The 16692-nt window shown below is 43.6% G+C and carries 14 protein-coding genes; 11 read left to right on the top strand and 3 right to left on the bottom strand.

The annotated features are described in order from the left end of the window. Positions 1-7: 7 nt before the first annotated feature. Positions 8-310 carry a YtpI family protein gene (locus ABC374_RS17900; RefSeq protein WP_034309143.1) on the bottom strand — a complete coding sequence of 101 codons (303 nt, stop codon included), beginning with the start codon at positions 308-310 and terminating at the stop codon, positions 8-10. Positions 311-478: 168 nt separating this feature from the next. Between ABC374_RS17900 and ABC374_RS17895 the strand changes: the two genes are divergently transcribed. After that, entirely contained in the window at positions 479-1417 is a 939-nt protein-coding gene (locus ABC374_RS17895) for a DHH family phosphoesterase (RefSeq protein WP_413019241.1), read from the top strand. Between the two features lie 68 nt (positions 1418-1485). Here ABC374_RS17895 and ytrI read toward each other — a convergent pair whose 3' ends face one another. Both ytrI and ytrH read right to left on the bottom strand, forming a co-directional pair. Beyond that, positions 1486-1989: a sporulation membrane protein YtrI gene (ytrI, locus tag ABC374_RS17890; protein WP_350299694.1), complete on the bottom strand. Its 504-nt coding sequence runs from the start codon at positions 1987-1989 to the stop codon at positions 1486-1488. Continuing rightward, on the bottom strand, positions 1986-2321 hold the full coding sequence (gene ytrH / locus ABC374_RS17885; RefSeq protein WP_034309135.1) for a sporulation membrane protein YtrH: 336 nt from the start codon (positions 2319-2321) through the stop codon (positions 1986-1988). The genes ytrI and ytrH overlap by 4 nt, the downstream gene beginning before the upstream one ends. 182 nt (positions 2322-2503) lie before the next feature. Here ytrH and dnaE point away from each other — a divergent pair, with 182 nt between their 5' ends. From dnaE to aceA, 10 genes are all read left to right on the top strand, one after another. Further along, positions 2504-5863 (top strand): DNA polymerase III subunit alpha, encoded by a 3360-nt coding sequence (dnaE, locus tag ABC374_RS17880; protein ID WP_413019238.1) that lies wholly within the window; start codon positions 2504-2506, stop codon positions 5861-5863. A 112-nt stretch (positions 5864-5975) separates the two neighbouring features. Beyond that, entirely contained in the window at positions 5976-7217 is a 1242-nt protein-coding gene (gene ystJ, locus ABC374_RS17875) for an NADP-dependent malic enzyme (RefSeq protein ID WP_350299692.1), read from the top strand. Positions 7218-7222: 5 nt separating this feature from the next. Next, positions 7223-7852 carry a FadR/GntR family transcriptional regulator gene (locus tag ABC374_RS17870; protein WP_413019236.1) on the top strand — a complete coding sequence of 210 codons (630 nt, stop codon included), beginning with the start codon at positions 7223-7225 and terminating at the stop codon, positions 7850-7852. A 90-nt stretch (positions 7853-7942) separates the two neighbouring features. After that, complete coding sequence (gene accD / locus ABC374_RS17865) at positions 7943-8806, top strand: acetyl-CoA carboxylase, carboxyltransferase subunit beta (RefSeq protein WP_230176751.1); 864 nt, start codon at positions 7943-7945, stop codon at positions 8804-8806. Next, positions 8803-9801, top strand: coding sequence for an acetyl-CoA carboxylase carboxyl transferase subunit alpha (gene accA / locus ABC374_RS17860; RefSeq protein ID WP_350299690.1), 999 nt, complete (start codon positions 8803-8805; stop codon positions 9799-9801). The genes accD and accA overlap by 4 nt, the downstream gene beginning before the upstream one ends. Before the next feature lie 280 nt (positions 9802-10081). Continuing rightward, positions 10082-11041 (top strand): 6-phosphofructokinase, encoded by a 960-nt coding sequence (pfkA, locus tag ABC374_RS17855; RefSeq protein WP_413019233.1) that lies wholly within the window; start codon positions 10082-10084, stop codon positions 11039-11041. A 119-nt stretch (positions 11042-11160) separates the two neighbouring features. Beyond that, complete coding sequence (pyk, locus tag ABC374_RS17850) at positions 11161-12921, top strand: pyruvate kinase (protein WP_350299688.1); 1761 nt, start codon at positions 11161-11163, stop codon at positions 12919-12921. An 82-nt stretch (positions 12922-13003) separates the two neighbouring features. Next, positions 13004-13396 carry an FxsA family protein gene (locus ABC374_RS17845; protein WP_034309123.1) on the top strand — a complete coding sequence of 131 codons (393 nt, stop codon included), beginning with the start codon at positions 13004-13006 and terminating at the stop codon, positions 13394-13396. Positions 13397-13772: 376 nt separating this feature from the next. Continuing rightward, the gene (gene aceB / locus ABC374_RS17840; RefSeq protein WP_413019231.1) at positions 13773-15365 is read left to right on the top strand and encodes a malate synthase A; all 1593 of its coding nucleotides are present in this window, start codon (positions 13773-13775) and stop codon (positions 15363-15365) included. Between the two features lie 38 nt (positions 15366-15403). Then, positions 15404-16687, top strand: a complete 1284-nt coding sequence (gene aceA / locus ABC374_RS17835) for an isocitrate lyase (protein WP_350302917.1) — start codon at positions 15404-15406, stop codon at positions 16685-16687. Positions 16688-16692: the final 5 nt, after the last annotated feature.

The following is a 16692-nucleotide window of genomic DNA, read 5'->3' as shown; positions in this document are numbered from 1 at the left end:
ATTTCGATTATCCTTTTTGATTTGCAGCTTCTTCGATTGCATGCGGCAAATAAAATTTATACATTTTATAGCCGCCCCAAATACTGAATAGGCCAACGAAGATGAAAACGGCAGCAATGATATAAGTGATGGTCGTGTGGAATAGAAAAAGCTGATTGATTCCGAATAGTGCGACAAACGCACCGAGGGCAATGGAAGACTTCCCTGAAATCCACTTTTTCTCCATCGGCATTCTGGTTCGGACCGATTTGATTTTATAAAACAGATAGACCCCTAATGAAAGAACGATCAAGGTGACAAGAATAGGCATCGTTTGAAATTCCCCCAATTTAACATATGTACCTTTTTATTGTAGCGGGAAATGAAAGAGAATGCCACAGTAAACAAGATGAGTCTTCCTATTTCCGCAATTTTTTGATTAAATGAAATATATCATCTTTATTAGGCTCGATAATACATATGTTAAGGGGAGATCTATATGAAAGCTGAAATATTAGCAGATATAAAGCGTTATGATACTATCATTCTCCATCGTCATGTCCGTCCAGATCCGGACGCTTATGGTTCACAGGGAGGATTGGCGGAAATCCTGAAAGCATCTTTCCCCGAAAAGCGAATTTTTACGGTCGGGAAAGAAGAACCGTCATTGAATTACTTAAGAAGGTTAGATGTGATTTCGGATGAAACATATGAAGGTGCTCTGGTCATCGTTTGTGATACCGCAAATACGGACCGGATTTGTGATGTACGGTACACAAGGGGGGATAAACTGATTAAGATCGATCATCATCCCAATGAAGATCCATATGGCGATATGCGCTGGGTCGATACATCGGCAAGTTCGACAAGTGAAATGATTTATGAGTTTTACCAGTTCGGGAAAGAGGAAGGCTTGAAGATGAGTGATGAAGCGGCACGCCTTCTATATGCAGGCATTGTTGGCGATACAGGTCGTTTCCTATTCCAAAGTACGACTGAAAAGACATTTGCCTATGCCAGTGAGTTGATTCACTACTCGTTCTCCCGCCCCCAGTTATATCAGGAGATGTATGACGTCGAGGAAAGCATAGTCCGGTTGAATGGCTATGTGCTGCAGCATTTTGAAATCCTTCCATATGGAACGGGGAAAATGATCATCACAAAAGATATACTTGAAAAATTCCATGCTTCTACATCTGAGGCATCTCAGCTCGTTTCCTCACTCGGTTCGATTAAAAATGTTAAGTCTTGGGTCTTCTTCATTGAAGAGGATAAAGAAATCAGAGTCCGTTTCCGTTCTAAAGGACCAATCATCAATACGATTGCCCGTAAATATAACGGCGGAGGCCACCCGCTTGCAGCAGGGGCGTCGATTCATTCCTGGGATGAAGTGGATAATATCCTTGCCGACATGGAAGAGTTGAATAAAGTGGAATGAAAAAACTTAAAGACCAAATTGCATATGATTTGGTCTTTAAATTTGGTAGAAATCAATTAAGCCAACATCTAAGAAGTAGTCCTTTTTAGTTTGATTTCAATATTCATTTTCGTATAAAACATGATCTCGACGACTTCAAGTCGATAGCGCTTTTTATTGATGGTCACGATCTTATTTTCTATCGATTTTTTCAAAAGCACCTTTCCGTCATAGACACTCGCGACATCTTTGGCGAGAAGAGAGGAAAGGTCGTCCTCAATCACATCCTCCGCTTCTGCAATGCTCAGCCGATCCAGACTGTATTTTTCATTCGTGATGGTTACTTCCACTTCCTGAATCGTCAGGATTTCCTCATTTTTCTCGTTCAATTTTTTATAATCCTGCTCCCAAATTGCGATTTCCCCGTTTAAATCCTTAATCTCTTCTCTTTGTTCGTGAAGGGTCCGGATCTGCTTTTCCTGCTGGACACCATGCATATAAAAGAAAATCACCCAGCTGATCAATCCGCCAAGTGCGGCTCCGGCAAAAAAACGCTGCCAGGTGGGAGACCTGTGATAGGGAGGAATTCTCATGGTGAAATATGCTCTTGCGTGAACCAGTTTATGATCAGTGCTCCTGTCTGTGCCCCTCCAAGTGCAGATAGAATCAATAGGACCTGCTTGACTATATCCTTCGTTTCTCCGTGGAAAATACCGCGTTCGAAATTATAGACCATATCAAAAGTACCCCCGATCGCAGCGACAATGGCCCAAATACGAAGGCTGTCCGACAGCCGGAATACAGTCGTCATCGGGGCTTGTCCAGTAAAAAAAGCCGCAAGGCCCCCGATTATCGAGCCGCCAAGCAATACGCCAAGCGATATGAAAAAGCTGTTGAGAAAGGCTGGAACAAAGGCTTCATTCATATATCATCATCCTTTTTTGCTTGATATTCTTCTATTCCATATATATGGGAAGTTCAGAGGTAATATGATAGTCGCCGGAAATCAGGAAGTTAAATTGCATTGGTAATGAGAACATATTTTCTTTTTTTGAAATAAACACTATAATGAAAAGAAACATGCCTTACAAAGGTGGGAGAAAAAACGTGTATACTCATCTCCATATTCAGAGCGGATACAGCCTGCTGACAAGTACGGTGAAGATCACTGAACTTGTGGCCAAAGCGAAAGCGGATGGCTGTACAAGTCTTGCCTTAACCGATCGAAATGTTATGTACGGTTCGGTCTATTTTTATAAAGAATGCAAGAGACAGGGTATAAAACCGATCATCGGCATACTTGCGGATATCCTCGATGAACGGGAATCGTCACATGGACTTCTTTTATTGGCAAAAAGTCTGCAAGGATATCAAAACCTGCTTAAAATAAGCAGTGCCATAAAAACGAAATCCCCGTCAGGCATTCCGATGAATTGGCTAAAAGCCTATTCCAGGGGTTTAATTGCAATCACACCGGGTGCGGAGGGGCAAATAGAAACGCTATTGAGAGAAGAAAATCCTGAAGAAGCCAAACAGGCAGCAGGGCGATTTCTAGAAATTTTTGGTCATGATGATTTTTATGTATCCATACAGAGACTTTCGATTGCGGATGAGGAAAAAGGTAACGAAGCCATAAGTCAGCTGGCGAGAGATTTAGAGATAAAGATTGTCGCGACGAATCCGGTCTATTATTTGAATGAAAGCGATGCACTCGCACAAGAAGTCCTGTTGGCAATTGGAAATGGCGACAAGCTGGCGGATGAGACGCATACGGTTCTTGAATCAGATCAATTTTATTTGAAAAGCCGGGCTCAGATGGCAGAACTATTCCATGACAGACCGGATGCACTCGAAAATACACTACATATTGCCGCGCAATGCAATCTGGAAATTCCATTTCATCGTTCACTTCTGCCTAAGTACCCTACTGAAGATGGAGTCACAGCCGAGGAAATGCTCGAAGCCATCTGTTTCCAGGGATTGAAGAAAAGATTGCCGGAGCCATCCATTCAATATGAAGAGCGCCTACGATATGAATTGGATGTCATCACCAAAATGAAATTCAGCGATTACTTTTTAATCGTTTGGGATTTCATGAAATTCGCTAAGGACCATCAAATCCTGACTGGTCCTGGAAGGGGCTCTGCCGCCGGATCGATGGTTGCTTATGTCCTGTCGATAACGGATGTCGATCCAATCGAACATTCCTTGCTGTTCGAGCGTTTCCTGAATCCGGAACGTGTCTCGATGCCGGATATCGACATTGACTTTCCGGATAACCGCCGCGAAGAAGTGATTGCCTATGTCGCGAAGAAGTACGGGGAACTTCATGTAGCACAAATCATTACATTCGGAACATTGGCTGCCAAGGCTGCGTTAAGGGACACAGGACGTGTTTTCGGCTTGAATTCAAAGGAACAGGAAGCGGTATCGAAAATGATTCCAGGCCGTCTGGGCATCACGCTTCCCGAGGCTTTCAAGGAATCGAAAAGGCTCAGGGAATTCGTTAATGAGAGTGACCTGAATCAAAAACTTTTTCAAACCGCGTTATTGCTTGAAGGTCTGCCTCGCCATGCTTCGACTCATGCTGCCGGCGTCGTCATCAGCGACCAAGCACTGACCGAGCATATTCCGATTCAGGGAGGGCATGACGGAATCCATTTGACTCAATATCCAATGGACCTTCTCGAAGAACTGGGACTTCTTAAAATGGATTTTCTTGGACTTCGCAATTTAACGCTCATCGATAATATTCTAAATAACATTAAAAAGGGAACGGGGAAAAAGCTCGACTTGTCCCATATCCCGATGGATGACCCCGAGACGCTAGCCCTTTTAGGGAGAGGGGAAACAACCGGGGTGTTTCAATTCGAATCGGATGGCATCCGAAAGGTTTTGATCAAGCTTAAACCGAACCGATTCGAGGATATCGTCGCGGTCAATGCCCTATATCGTCCAGGTCCGATGGAAAATATACCGCTGTTCATCGAGAGAAAACATGGACTGGCTCCGATTGATTACCTTCACGAGGATTTGAAGGATATCCTCGAGCCTACATACGGGGTCATCGTATATCAAGAACAAATCATGCAAATTGCCTCCCGTTTAGCCGGGTTTTCACTAGGGGAGGCTGACCTGCTCCGCCGTGCCGTTTCCAAGAAGAAGAAGGATGTACTGGATCAAGAGCGGCAGCATTTCGTGAGCGGCTCATTGAAACAAGGATATTCCGAAAAAACAGCAGATGAGATTTATTCCTTGATTGTCCGCTTCGCTAACTACGGATTCAACCGAAGCCATGCGGTGGCGTATAGTTTCATCGCTTATCAGCTTGGTTACTTGAAAACCCACCATCCGGAATATTTCATGGCAGCACTCTTGACATCGGTCGTCGGGAATGATGAAAAGATTTCGCAATATATCCGTGAAGCAAAAAAGAAAGGGATATCGGTTCTGCCTCCCTCGATTAACCGGAGCGGATACCCGTTTTTACCGGAAAAGGAAGGGATCCGTTATAGCCTTGGAGCCATAAAAGGGATAGGCGGTACGGTCCTGAAAGAAATATTTGCTGCGAGGAGGCAGAAGAAGTTCGCTGATTTATTCGATTTCTGTTTGCGCGTTTCAGGGAAAATCGTAAATAGGAAAGTGTTGGAGGCGCTTGTGCATTCAGGTGCATTTGATGAATTCGGTGAAGACCGGGCAACATTGTTGGCGAGCTTGGACGTAGCGATCAATCATACGGAATTGGTTAATCCGGATAATGACCTATTTGATATGTTTTCGGATGGCGAGTTTTCACTCAAACCGAAATACAACCGGGTCGATCCCATCCCTATCGAGCACAAACTCTCATTGGAAAAAAGCGCATTGGGGCTTTATCTGTCGAATCATCCGGTGACAAGCTACAGAGAACTTTTTCAGCACTTCGGATGCTTGACCATAGATGAAGCTACCGATAAAAAGGAATCAAAAGTCTTACTTGGCGCATACATTACGTCGGTTAAAACAATAAGGACAAAAAAGGGCGATGTGATGGCTTTCTTGAGTGTTAGTGATGAAGAGGGGGATATTGAAGCGGTCGTTTTTCCAAATGTTTATAAAAACCACTCTGCCGAATTGAATCATGGACAACTCGTTATGCTGCAAGGAACATTGGAAGAGCGGGATGGAAAAACACAGCTCCTGATCAGGAACGTATACCCGCTTGAAAAAGTGAAGCAGATGAAAGAGGAACAGAACGGAACGATATTCCTGAAAATTGAGGCCGGCAAGCAAACGAAGGATACACTGCAAAAAATAAAAAAAATTTTAACGCAGCATAGCGGTGAAACCAAGGTCATGCTTTTTTACGAGAGGGAAAACCGCTATGTACAGCTATCTTATTGGGATTGGGTCAATCCTTCAGATAGTCTGATGCAGGCATTATTTGACTTGGTCGGAAAAGGGAATGTGGTTTACAAGAAAGAATAACTGTTTTACAACTTTAATAGTTATGTTATATTGAAAACAGGCCGCTGTGGTCTGACCACTAGATTTCAGCATATAAGATATGGGTTATCCAATTTGTTTTAGGAGTGAAACTATGACATTAAGAGAAGAAGCATTGCATATGCACCGCTTGAATCAAGGAAAATTAGAAACAGTTTCGAAAGTACCGGTACGGAATGCAGTAGATTTAAGCCTGGCTTATTCTCCTGGTGTCGCAGAACCGTGTAAAGATATTTACGATAAGCCGGAAACCGTCTATGACTATACAATGAAGGGGAATACTGTTGCCGTTATTTCTGATGGAACGGCTGTGTTGGGACTTGGAAACATCGGTCCGGAAGCTGCTATGCCGGTTATGGAAGGAAAAGCCGTATTATTTAAAAGTTTCGCTGGAGTGGACGCTTTCCCAATCTGTTTAAAAACGACGGATGTGGACAAAATTGTAGAGACCGTTAAATTACTCGAACCGACTTTCGGCGGAGTGAACTTAGAGGACATAGCCGCACCAAATTGTTTTGAAATTGAAGAACGACTCAAGAAAGAAATGAATATTCCTGTTTTTCATGATGATCAGCACGGTACAGCCATTGTTACTGTTGCCGGTCTAGTGAACGCGTTACGACTTGTGAATAAATCAATGTCGGAAATAAAAGTGGTGGCGAATGGAGCAGGCGCTGCGGGCATTGCCATCATTAAATTGCTTTATAGCTATGGAGTTCGTGACATCATCATGTGTGATACGAAGGGTGCCATTTATGAGGGCCGTTCGACAGGTATGAATGATACAAAAGAACAAGTGGCGAAAGTCACCAATCGAAATAAGATTTCAGGACCTTTGGAAACTGTCATTCAAAACGCTGATGTATTTATCGGTGTTTCTGCCGCAGGTGCATTGACAAAAGAAATGGTTTCTTCGATGAATCGGGATGCGATCATTTTCGCGATGGCTAATCCAGATCCGGAAATCATGCCGGAAGATGCGAAAGCAGCGGGTGCCAAGGTTGTAGGAACAGGCCGTTCGGATTTCCCGAATCAGGTCAATAACGTCCTTGCTTTCCCAGGGATTTTCCGTGGTGCCTTGGATGTACGTGCAACACATATCAATGAAAAAATGAAGGTTGCTGCAGTACAAGCCATTGCCGGTTTAATACAGGAACATGAGTTAAACGAAGACTACGTTATCCCTGCTCCATTTGATGAGAGGGTAGCACCTGCCGTTGCGGCTGCTGTTGCCAAGGCAGCGATGGAAACGGGAGTGGCTAGAATTAATGTGAATCCCGAGGAAATTAAAGAAAAAACAAGGAAATTAGCGATCATTGGAAAAAGTGAGGAATAATTAATTTGGCAGGTCGTACATCTTCATCCAAAATTTATCTCGATGTAGTTGAGAGCCTACGTAGCATGATTGAAGCGGACAGCCTCCTGCCGGGAGATAAAATCCCATCAGAACGGGAGTTATCGGATCGTTTTAATGTAGGCCGTTCCTCTGTCCGTGAAGCATTGCGTGCCTTAGAGCTATTAGGATTAATAGAAACAAGGCGTGGTGAAGGGACGTTTATCAGGGATTTCCAGGAGCATAAGCTAGTCGAGCTTCTGGGAACCTTTTTTTTGCAAGATAAAAAAGTACAAGAAGATTTGTCTGAGACGAAAAGGCTGATTGAAATTGACTGTTTGCGGATCGTCGCCTTTTTCGCTACGGCTGAGGACATCAAAAGATTAATGGTCTGGGTCAAAGCGGATGAGTTTCATGATGATGAGTTCTTTTTAAGGATTGCCATTTTGAATCGCAATCGATTGCTGGAAAGAATTTGGCGCATTGTCAACAGCTATGCTAGAACATCAGAGATGGTACAGGGTAATGTGAAAAGAGAAGATTATCTGTCACTTCTTACATATTTGCTCGAACGTGATGAAGAAAAAGCCATCGAAACGTATCTTATTAGAATTAGAAATATGTCGAAGGACGAGTGACACCTTTTTACACGATACTAATTTTATTTCTGATATAGTTTGTACCAAGTATCATAAAATAGATAATTGGTGGTAAAGGGAGGATTAAGCTTGCTTAAAGAGCTATTTGCGAAGTCTAAGAAGAAATATGCAACGGTTCCTTTAGATCGGGAGAAACAAGATGTACCAGAAGGAATCATGACAAAGTGCACCGGCTGTAAAAAAATCATGTATACAAAAGAATTGGTGAAAAACAAGAAAGTTTGTTTACATTGCGGGCATCACCATCCGATGTCTTCCCATGAGCGCATCGAATTTTTATTCGACGCCGGCAGTTTTAATGAATTTGATAAAGAAATGATTTCCGTTAACCCGCTTGAATTTCCGGATTACTTAGAAAAATTGGAAAAAGATAGAAAGAAAGCCAAGATTAATGAGGCGGTTGTCACAGGAGTGGGAAGCATCAATGGGTACCAAGTTTCAACAGCCATAATGGATTCGAATTTCCGGATGGGGAGCATGGGATCCGTTGTTGGGGAAAAAATTACCCGTGCCATCGAACGTGCAGGTGAATTGAAGATTCCGTTCATCATATTTACGGCATCAGGCGGCGCTCGGATGCAGGAGGGTGTTTTAAGCTTGATGCAAATGGCAAAGACAAGTGCAGCACTTAAGATATTCAGCAATGAAGGCGGGCTGATCATATCAATGATGACCCATCCTACCACAGGTGGGGTTTCGGCAAGTTTCGCATCACTTGGCGATATTAACCTAGCCGAACCTGGAGCCCTTATTGGTTTTGCGGGAAGACGGATCATTGAACAGACGATCCATGAAGAGCTTCCTGAAGATTTCCAAACGGCTGAATTCTTGATGAAACACGGCCAATTGGATGCGGTCGTCAAACGGACGGAAATGAAGGAAACCTTGACGACGATCCTTAAAATCCATGCCCCGGGCGGTGAGTGGTTATGATTTACGAATTGGAGTTCGAGCGTCCCATTACGGACCTCAGAAATAAGATTAAAGAGCTAAAGTCTATTTCGAAGGATGCTGATGTAGACCTTACCGCTGAAATCGAAACATTGGAAAAGCGTTTAGAGAAGCTGGAAGTGGATATTTATAACCATCTTAAACCGTGGGATCGCGTTCAGATTGCCCGGCATCCTGCACGTCCGACGACGCTTGATTACATTCCGCTATTATTCAATGACTTCATCGAGTTTCATGGTGATCGTTATTATGGGGATGATGAAGCGATTGTCGCTGGAATCGCGCAATTTGATGGACTTGCCGTGACGGTCATCGGCCATCAACGAGGTAAGGATACGAAGGAAAACATCCGTCGTAACTTTGGCATGCCCCATCCTGAAGGCTATCGAAAAGCATTGCGTCTGATGAAACAGGCTGAAAAATTCAACCGGCCGATCATTTGTTTCATTGATACGAAGGGAGCTTTCCCTGGTAAAGCTGCTGAAGAGCGCGGGCAAAGTGAAGCCATTGCGAAAAATCTTTTCGAAATGGCAGGGCTGAAGGTACCGGTCATCAGTATAGTCATCGGTGAAGGCGGAAGCGGAGGTGCATTGGCACTTGGCGTCGGAGACCGAATTTTCATGCTTGAGAACTCAACATATTCGGTAATTTCCCCTGAAGGGGCTGCAGCCTTGCTGTGGAAGGATGCCTCCCAGGCTAAGAGGGCTGCGGAATCGATGAAAATCACGGCTCCCGACTTAAACCGCTTAGGAGTCATCGATGAGATCATTCCTGAAGTGAGGGGCGGCGCCCATCGGGATTCGAATTTACAGGCTGAAGCCATCAAGGATATCCTGAAACGTTCATTCAATGAACTTCTGCCATTGAATAGTGATGATCTTATCAACCAGCGTTATATGAAATTCAAGAAAATCGGTGAATATGAATTTGCAAAACAACCTGAGGGCGAACCTAAGGAAGTGGAACAGCATTCATAAACACATATTGTAAATGGAAAAACGTGCTGCCTGGGGCAACACGTTTTTTCATCCTTTCATGGGCGCATATGTATTCATTACCGAAACGAGTAAAGAATATGGTTTGTGTGTAGAATGTAAACTTTTACGCCATTTTACTTCAATTTCTGAAGAGAATCGGTTAGGCTTATAACATCAAGTGAGCATAAGTGAAACAAGTTACTGCTTATTGAAGCTTGAAAAAGGGTACAATGATATAATAAAGCTTGAAATTGATTAGTGCTGTAGAGAGGTGACATTTATGAAAAGAATAGGTGTATTGACAAGTGGAGGAGATTCTCCAGGCATGAATGCGGCAGTCCGAGCGGTTGTCCGGAAAGCAATTTTTCATGAAATTGAGGTCTTCGGGATTTATCATGGTTATCAGGGTTTAATAAATGGAAATATAAAGAAGCTTAAACTTGGGTCGGTCGGGGATATCATTCATCGAGGCGGCACGATGTTACATACGGCTCGCTGTCCGGAATTTAAGACAGAGGAAGGCCAGCTGAAAGCGATTGAACAATTGAATAAACTTGGTATCGAGGGCATTGTCATAATTGGTGGCGATGGTTCATACCGCGGAGCAAAAGCTTTAACGGAAAGGGGCTTTCCTTGTATCGGAGTTCCTGGAACAATTGATAATGACATACCGGGTACGGACTTTACGATTGGTTTCGATACGGCCCTGAATACAGTCATCGATGCTATCGATAAAATTCGGGATACGGCTACTTCTCATGAAAGGACTTATGTGGTTGAAGTGATGGGAAGAGATGCCGGCGATATTGCTCTTTGGGCTGGATTGGCTGGCGGAGCTGAAACGATTCTTTGTCCTGAATATGAATATGATATAGATGATTTGATTGGGAAGCTGAACCGCGGACATGACCGAGGGAAAAAGCACAGTATCATCATTGTAGCTGAAGGCGTTGGAAGTGCCGTTGATATCTCCAGGAGTATTGAGGCGAAAGCAGGAATTGAAACCCGTGTAACTGTCCTGGGCCATGTTCAGCGCGGAGGATCTCCTTCGGCTAATGACCGGGTATTGGCAAGCCGCCTTGGAGCAAAAGCGGTTGAATTGCTTCTTGAAGGAAAAGGAGGCAGGGCTGTAGGGATAGAACAAAATCAACTTGTTGATTATGATATCATCGAAGCTCTTGCTAAACCGCATACAATTGACAAGAAGATGTATGATTTATCTGCAGAGCTATCGATTTAATCATTATTGATAGGAATTGGTTTTAAAGAATTGGGTATTTAAATAGAAGACATAAAACACTGCGCCCCTGTCTTCAAAAGGTGGACAGGCGGCGAGTTTTCCTTAAAGGAGGATGACACATGCGTAAAACCAAGATTGTTTGTACGATTGGACCCGCTAGTGAAAGTATAGAAAAGCTGGTTCAATTAATAGAAGCAGGGATGAATGTGGCACGTCTTAACTTTTCTCATGGAAATCATGAAGAACATGCCGCTAGAATCCGCAATATCAGGGAAGCGAGCGAAAAAGCGGGTAAACAGGTTGCCATCCTATTGGATACAAAAGGACCTGAAATAAGGACAAATAATATGGAAAATGATTCTATGGAGCTTGTAGCCGGCAATGAAGTCATTATTTCCATGAATGAAGTCCTGGGAACACCTGAAAAATTCTCCATTACCTATGGAGGGCTTATGCATGATGTCCACCCAGGATCTAAAATCCTTTTGGATGATGGATTGATCGGTCTTGAAGTGTTGAAGGTAGATGAGGTAAGAAAAGAAATCCATACCAAGATCTTGAATAGCGGTACACTTAAGAACAAAAAAGGCGTGAATGTTCCTGGGGTTTCGGTTAACCTGCCGGGCATAACGGAGAAAGATGAACAGGATATCCTTTTTGGAATCGAACAGGGTATCGACTTCATTGCTGCCTCATTTGTTCGCAGGGCTTCCGACGTGCTTGAAATAAGTGAATTATTGCAGCAAAATGGAGCGGAACATATTCAAATCATCCCTAAAATCGAAAATCAAGAGGGCGTAGACCGGCTTGATGAAATTTTGGAAGTTTCCGATGGCTTGATGGTAGCACGTGGAGACTTGGGAGTGGAAATTCCTGCAGAAGAAGTTCCATTAGTCCAAAAACAAATGATCAAAAAATGTAATAATGCCGGAAAACCAGTCATAACGGCTACACAAATGCTCGATTCGATGCAGCGTAACCCAAGGCCGACCCGAGCAGAAGCAAGTGACGTGGCCAATGCCATATTTGATGGAACGGATGCAATCATGCTTTCTGGCGAAACAGCTGCTGGAACCTATCCTGTCGAAGCGGTGCAAACGATGCATAACATAGCTTCACGTGCTGAAACTGCCCTTGATTATCGGGATATATTATCAGTCAGAAGCAAAGTGAACCGTCATAATGTCACTGATGCTATTGGTCAATCCGTTGCCCATACCGCGCTTAATCTTAATGCCGGGGCAATCATCACCCCTACGGAAAGCGGCCATACGGCAAGGATGATATCCAAATACCGCCCTAAAGCACCGATCATTGCGGTTACTTCCAATGATCATGTTTCAAGACGGCTTGCATTGGCTTGGGGAGTCTATCCGCAGATTGGTCCAAAAGCGACGACTACCGATGAAATGCTTCAAACCGCAATAGATGAAAGCTTGCATTCTGGCTTAGTTTCCCATGGGGATTTAGTCGTCATTACAGCCGGTGTTCCTGTAGGTGAAACAGGTACGACTAACTTGATGAAAATTCATGTGTTAGGAGAGGTTCTTTTGAAGGCTCAAGGAATCGGCAGGAAATCAGCTAAAGGTGAAGTGGTTATAGCCAAGAATGCCAAGGAAGCTTTGGAAAAAGTGACGGAAGGCTCTGTATTGGTTACGATCGGTTCGGACCGCGAAATGATGCCGGCGATTGAAAAGTGTGCGGCATTGATTACGGAAGAAGGCGGTTTGACAAGCCATGCAGCTGTTGTAGGAGTCACATTGGGCATACCGGTCATCGTTGGGGCTGAGGACGCGACCAAGGTTTTCACGGATGGTCAAAGAATAACAGTCGATGCAGGTCGTGGAGTCATTTATGATGGACATGCCAACGTTTTGTAAAACGAAATTTTGGCTGATTCCGTGCCAATGAGGTAAGATGGATGTACCGCACCAGAAATGGGCTGTGCAGGAGGAATGTAGGATGAAATATTTTTTAATGTTTATCATTGCGATGCCGGTCGTTGAAATTATTGTCCTTTTGCTGTCAGGCAATCTCATTGGTTTTTGGCCAACGCTGTTCCTGATTGTAGCCACAGGCTTGATCGGAGCCTATTTGGCCAAACGGCAAGGGATGGAAACATGGAAAAAGGCACAGGAACAGATTCGTTACGGAATGATGCCAGGAAATGAAATCATTGATGGAATCTGTATCTTTATCGGAGCTGCACTGTTGCTGTCCCCCGGGCTCATCTCGGATATCATGGGATTGATCCTTGTGTTTCCGCCAACCCGGAATCTCCTCAAACCGATTGTTATCCGGTTTATCATGAACAGGATGAATAAAGGGAAAGTTACCATCATTCGGCATAAATAATATAAGGCTGTCTAAAGGCTCAAGCTTTTAGGCAGCCTTTTTGGTCTGGAAAAAAGGTCAATAAAAGCATCCAAATTTTTATAGGGTGCTTTTTTGCTTTTCATTAAAATGGGAGTTTCAATGTAAATGGATTTTCTCTGTTTCACCAATAAATGATAATTTACATGAGAATGAAAGGTGTATAATAACAGGGTTTAAAAATTATTAACCCCTTGGAAACATTGGTAAATCAGGCTTTTACATGCTGAAAAATCTTTTTTTAGATTTTTTAGAAAAAACTGGTGACAAATTTATACAACGTGTTATATAATACAAACAGGAAATAAAACAACTGTATTATAACATAGGAGAGTTGGAAAGGATGTGGAGAGGCAACATGATTACGGAAGCAAAAGGCTTACAAATTACAGGCAGCATTAAGCCAGGATATGAACAAATACTTACAACGGATGCTCTTCAATTCATCGAAAGAATTGAACGGCATTTCAGTGGAAGAAGGGCAGAACTTCTGGAACGTCGGAAAAGCGTTCAGGAAGAACTGAATCAAGGCAAGCTTCCTGATTTCCTTGAAGAAACGATGCATATTCGTGAAAGTGATTGGACAATTGCGCCCCTCCCGAATGATTTGCAGGACCGCAGGGTTGAAATCACTGGACCTGTCGATCGTAAAATGATCATTAATGCCATGAACTCAGGTGCCAATGTATTCATGGCGGACTTTGAAGATGCCAATTCGCCCACTTGGGAGAATTGCATTGATGGTCAATTGAATCTGCGCGATGCAATCTGCGGAACCATTTCATTTAAAAATCCAAATGGCAAAGTGTATGAATTAAATGAAAGAACAGCTGTCCTAAAGGTAAGGCCGCGCGGCTGGCATTTAGAGGAAAAACATGTCCTTTTGGATGGACAGCCTATATCAGCCAGCATTTTTGACTTTGGACTGTACTTTTACCACAACGCAAAAGCATTGATTGAAAAACAAAGCGGTCCATACTTTTACTTACCAAAATTGGAAAGCCATCTCGAAGCAAGATTATGGAATGAAATATTCGTATATGCACAGAACGATTTGAGAATTCCGCAAGGAACCATCAAGGCAACGGTCTTGATAGAAACGATTCTTGCTGCATTCGAAATGGATGAAATTCTGTACGAGCTGAAAGAACATTCGGCAGGCCTGAACTGTGGCCGCTGGGATTATATCTTTAGTTTCCTGAAAAAATTCCGTCACTCGGATGATGTTATCTTCCCAGATCGGCAGCAGGTCACGATGACCGTCCCGAATATGAGGGCGTATTCCCTGCTGGCAATCAAAACATGTCACACTCGTAATGCTCCTGCAATTGGCGGGATGGCCGCGCAAATTCCTGTTAAAAATGATCCGGTTAAGAACGATGAGGCTTTTGCGAAAGTAAGGGCAGATAAAGAACGCGAAGCAAGAGACGGTCATGATGGAACATGGGTTGCCCACCCAGGTATGGTAAGCACGGCAAAAGAGGTTTTTGACCTGCTCGTCCCAAAACCCAATCAAATTTTCCGAAAACGGGAAGATGTCCATGTAACAGCTCAAGAGCTGCTTGCTGTACCGGAAGGAACGATCACAGAGGCAGGATTAAGGACGAATATTAACGTAGGCATCCAATATATCGCTTCTTGGCTAAGCGGCAGGGGTGCGGCACCCATCAATAACTTAATGGAAGATGCTGCAACAGCTGAAATTTCAAGGGCTCAAGTCTGGCAATGGATCCGTCATCCAAAAGGCATTCTCGAAGATGGCAGGAAAATAACCGAGGAATTATTCCATCAAATCAAAGAAGAAGAATTGGCGGTCATTAAATCGGAAGTAGGGGAAGAAACTTTCATATCAGGAAAGTTTGAAGAGTCTACTAAACTATTTGAACAATTGATTGAAGCGGATGACTTTGCAGATTTCTTAACAAACGCGGCATACGAAAAATTATCTTAATATTCAAAAAAATAGATATAAATTAGGAGGAAATAATGATGAAGAATGAGAGAGCGCAAAAATTACAACTAAGCTGGGAAAATGACTCACGGTGGACTGGAATCAAGCGTCCTTATACGGCCGAAGAAGTTATTAAACTAAGGGGTTCCATCGATATTGAACAAACATTGGCACGCCGTGGTTCTGAAAAACTATGGAATCTATTAAATACAGAGGATTTCATCAATGCATTAGGAGCATTGACTGGTAACCAGGCCATGCAGCAGGTGAAAGCTGGTTTAAAAGCAATCTACTTAAGCGGCTGGCAAGTGGCGGCAGATGCTAACATCGCAGGGCAAATGTACCCTGACCAAAGTTTATATCCAGCCAACTCCGTACCGCAAGTGGTTAAACGCATTAATCAAACACTTCAGCGTGCAGACCAAATCAGCTTTGCTGAAGGAAAAGATGATATCGATTGGTTCGCTCCAATCGTGGCAGATGCTGAAGCGGGCTTTGGCGGTTCCCTTAACGTCTTCGAATTAATGAAAGGCATGATTGAAGCTGGAGCGGCAGGCGTTCACTTTGAAGACCAGCTTTCTTCAGAGAAAAAATGTGGTCACCTAGGCGGTAAAGTCCTTCTTCCAACCCAAACGGCAGTACGGAATTTAGTTTCCGCCCGATTGGCAGCCGACGTAATGGGTACACCGACTATCTTGATTGCCCGTACGGATGCTGATGCTGCAGATTTGATCACCGATGATATTGATCCGGTCGATGCACCATTCATCACGGGTGAAAGGACTCCAGAAGGATTCTACCGCACGAACGCAGGTCTTGACCAAGCAATTGCAAGAGGTCTTGCTTATGCTCCATATGCCGACCTTATCTGGTGTGAGACTTCTGAACCTAATCTAGCGGATGCTCGCCGCTTTGCCGAAGCGATCCATGCAGAGTTCCCGGGCAAACTGCTTGCTTACAATTGTTCCCCATCATTTAACTGGAAAGCGAAATTAAGTGATGAAGAGATTGCCAATTATCAAGTGGAATTGGGTAAATTAGGTTATAAATTCCAATTCGTTACACTTGCAGGCTTCCACTCATTGAATCATAGCATGTTCAACCTTGCTCTTGGTTATAAAGAACGCGGCATGGCTGCATACTCAGAACTTCAACAAGCGGAGTTCGCTAGTGAGCCCGACGGCTATACAGCAACACGTCATCAGCGTGAAGTGGGAACTGGTTACTTTGATGAAGTGGCACAAGTCGTTTCTGGTGGAACATCATCCACAACAGCACTTGCAGGTTCCACTGAAACAGAACAATTCGAGACGTCAAAATAATTTTA

The sequence above is a fragment of the Peribacillus phoenicis genome, from assembly GCF_047238085.1.
In the GTDB taxonomy this organism is placed as follows: domain Bacteria; phylum Bacillota; class Bacilli; order Bacillales; family DSM-1321; genus Peribacillus.
This window is presented reverse-complemented; position numbering and strand designations above follow the sequence as displayed.

Excerpts from the sequence above, each read along its gene's own strand:
- pyk (WP_350299688.1), top strand. The coding sequence starts at position 11,161 with ATGCGTAAAACCAAGATTGTTTGTACGATTGGACCCGCTAGTGAAAGT.
- aceA (WP_350302917.1), top strand. The coding sequence starts at position 15,404 with ATGAAGAATGAGAGAGCGCAAAAATTACAACTAAGCTGGGAAAATGAC.
- ABC374_RS17900 (WP_034309143.1), bottom strand. The coding sequence starts at position 310 with ATGCCTATTCTTGTCACCTTGATCGTTCTTTCATTAGGGGTCTATCTG.
- ystJ (WP_350299692.1), top strand. The coding sequence starts at position 5,976 with ATGACATTAAGAGAAGAAGCATTGCATATGCACCGCTTGAATCAAGGA.
- ABC374_RS17845 (WP_034309123.1), top strand. The coding sequence starts at position 13,004 with ATGAAATATTTTTTAATGTTTATCATTGCGATGCCGGTCGTTGAAATT.
- pfkA (WP_413019233.1), top strand. The coding sequence starts at position 10,082 with ATGAAAAGAATAGGTGTATTGACAAGTGGAGGAGATTCTCCAGGCATG.
- ytrI (WP_350299694.1), bottom strand. The coding sequence starts at position 1,989 with ATGAGAATTCCTCCCTATCACAGGTCTCCCACCTGGCAGCGTTTTTTT.
- ytrH (WP_034309135.1), bottom strand. The coding sequence starts at position 2,321 with ATGAATGAAGCCTTTGTTCCAGCCTTTCTCAACAGCTTTTTCATATCG.
- ABC374_RS17895 (WP_413019241.1), top strand. The coding sequence starts at position 479 with ATGAAAGCTGAAATATTAGCAGATATAAAGCGTTATGATACTATCATT.
- aceB (WP_413019231.1), top strand. The coding sequence starts at position 13,773 with ATGATTACGGAAGCAAAAGGCTTACAAATTACAGGCAGCATTAAGCCA.
- accA (WP_350299690.1), top strand. The coding sequence starts at position 8,803 with ATGATTTACGAATTGGAGTTCGAGCGTCCCATTACGGACCTCAGAAAT.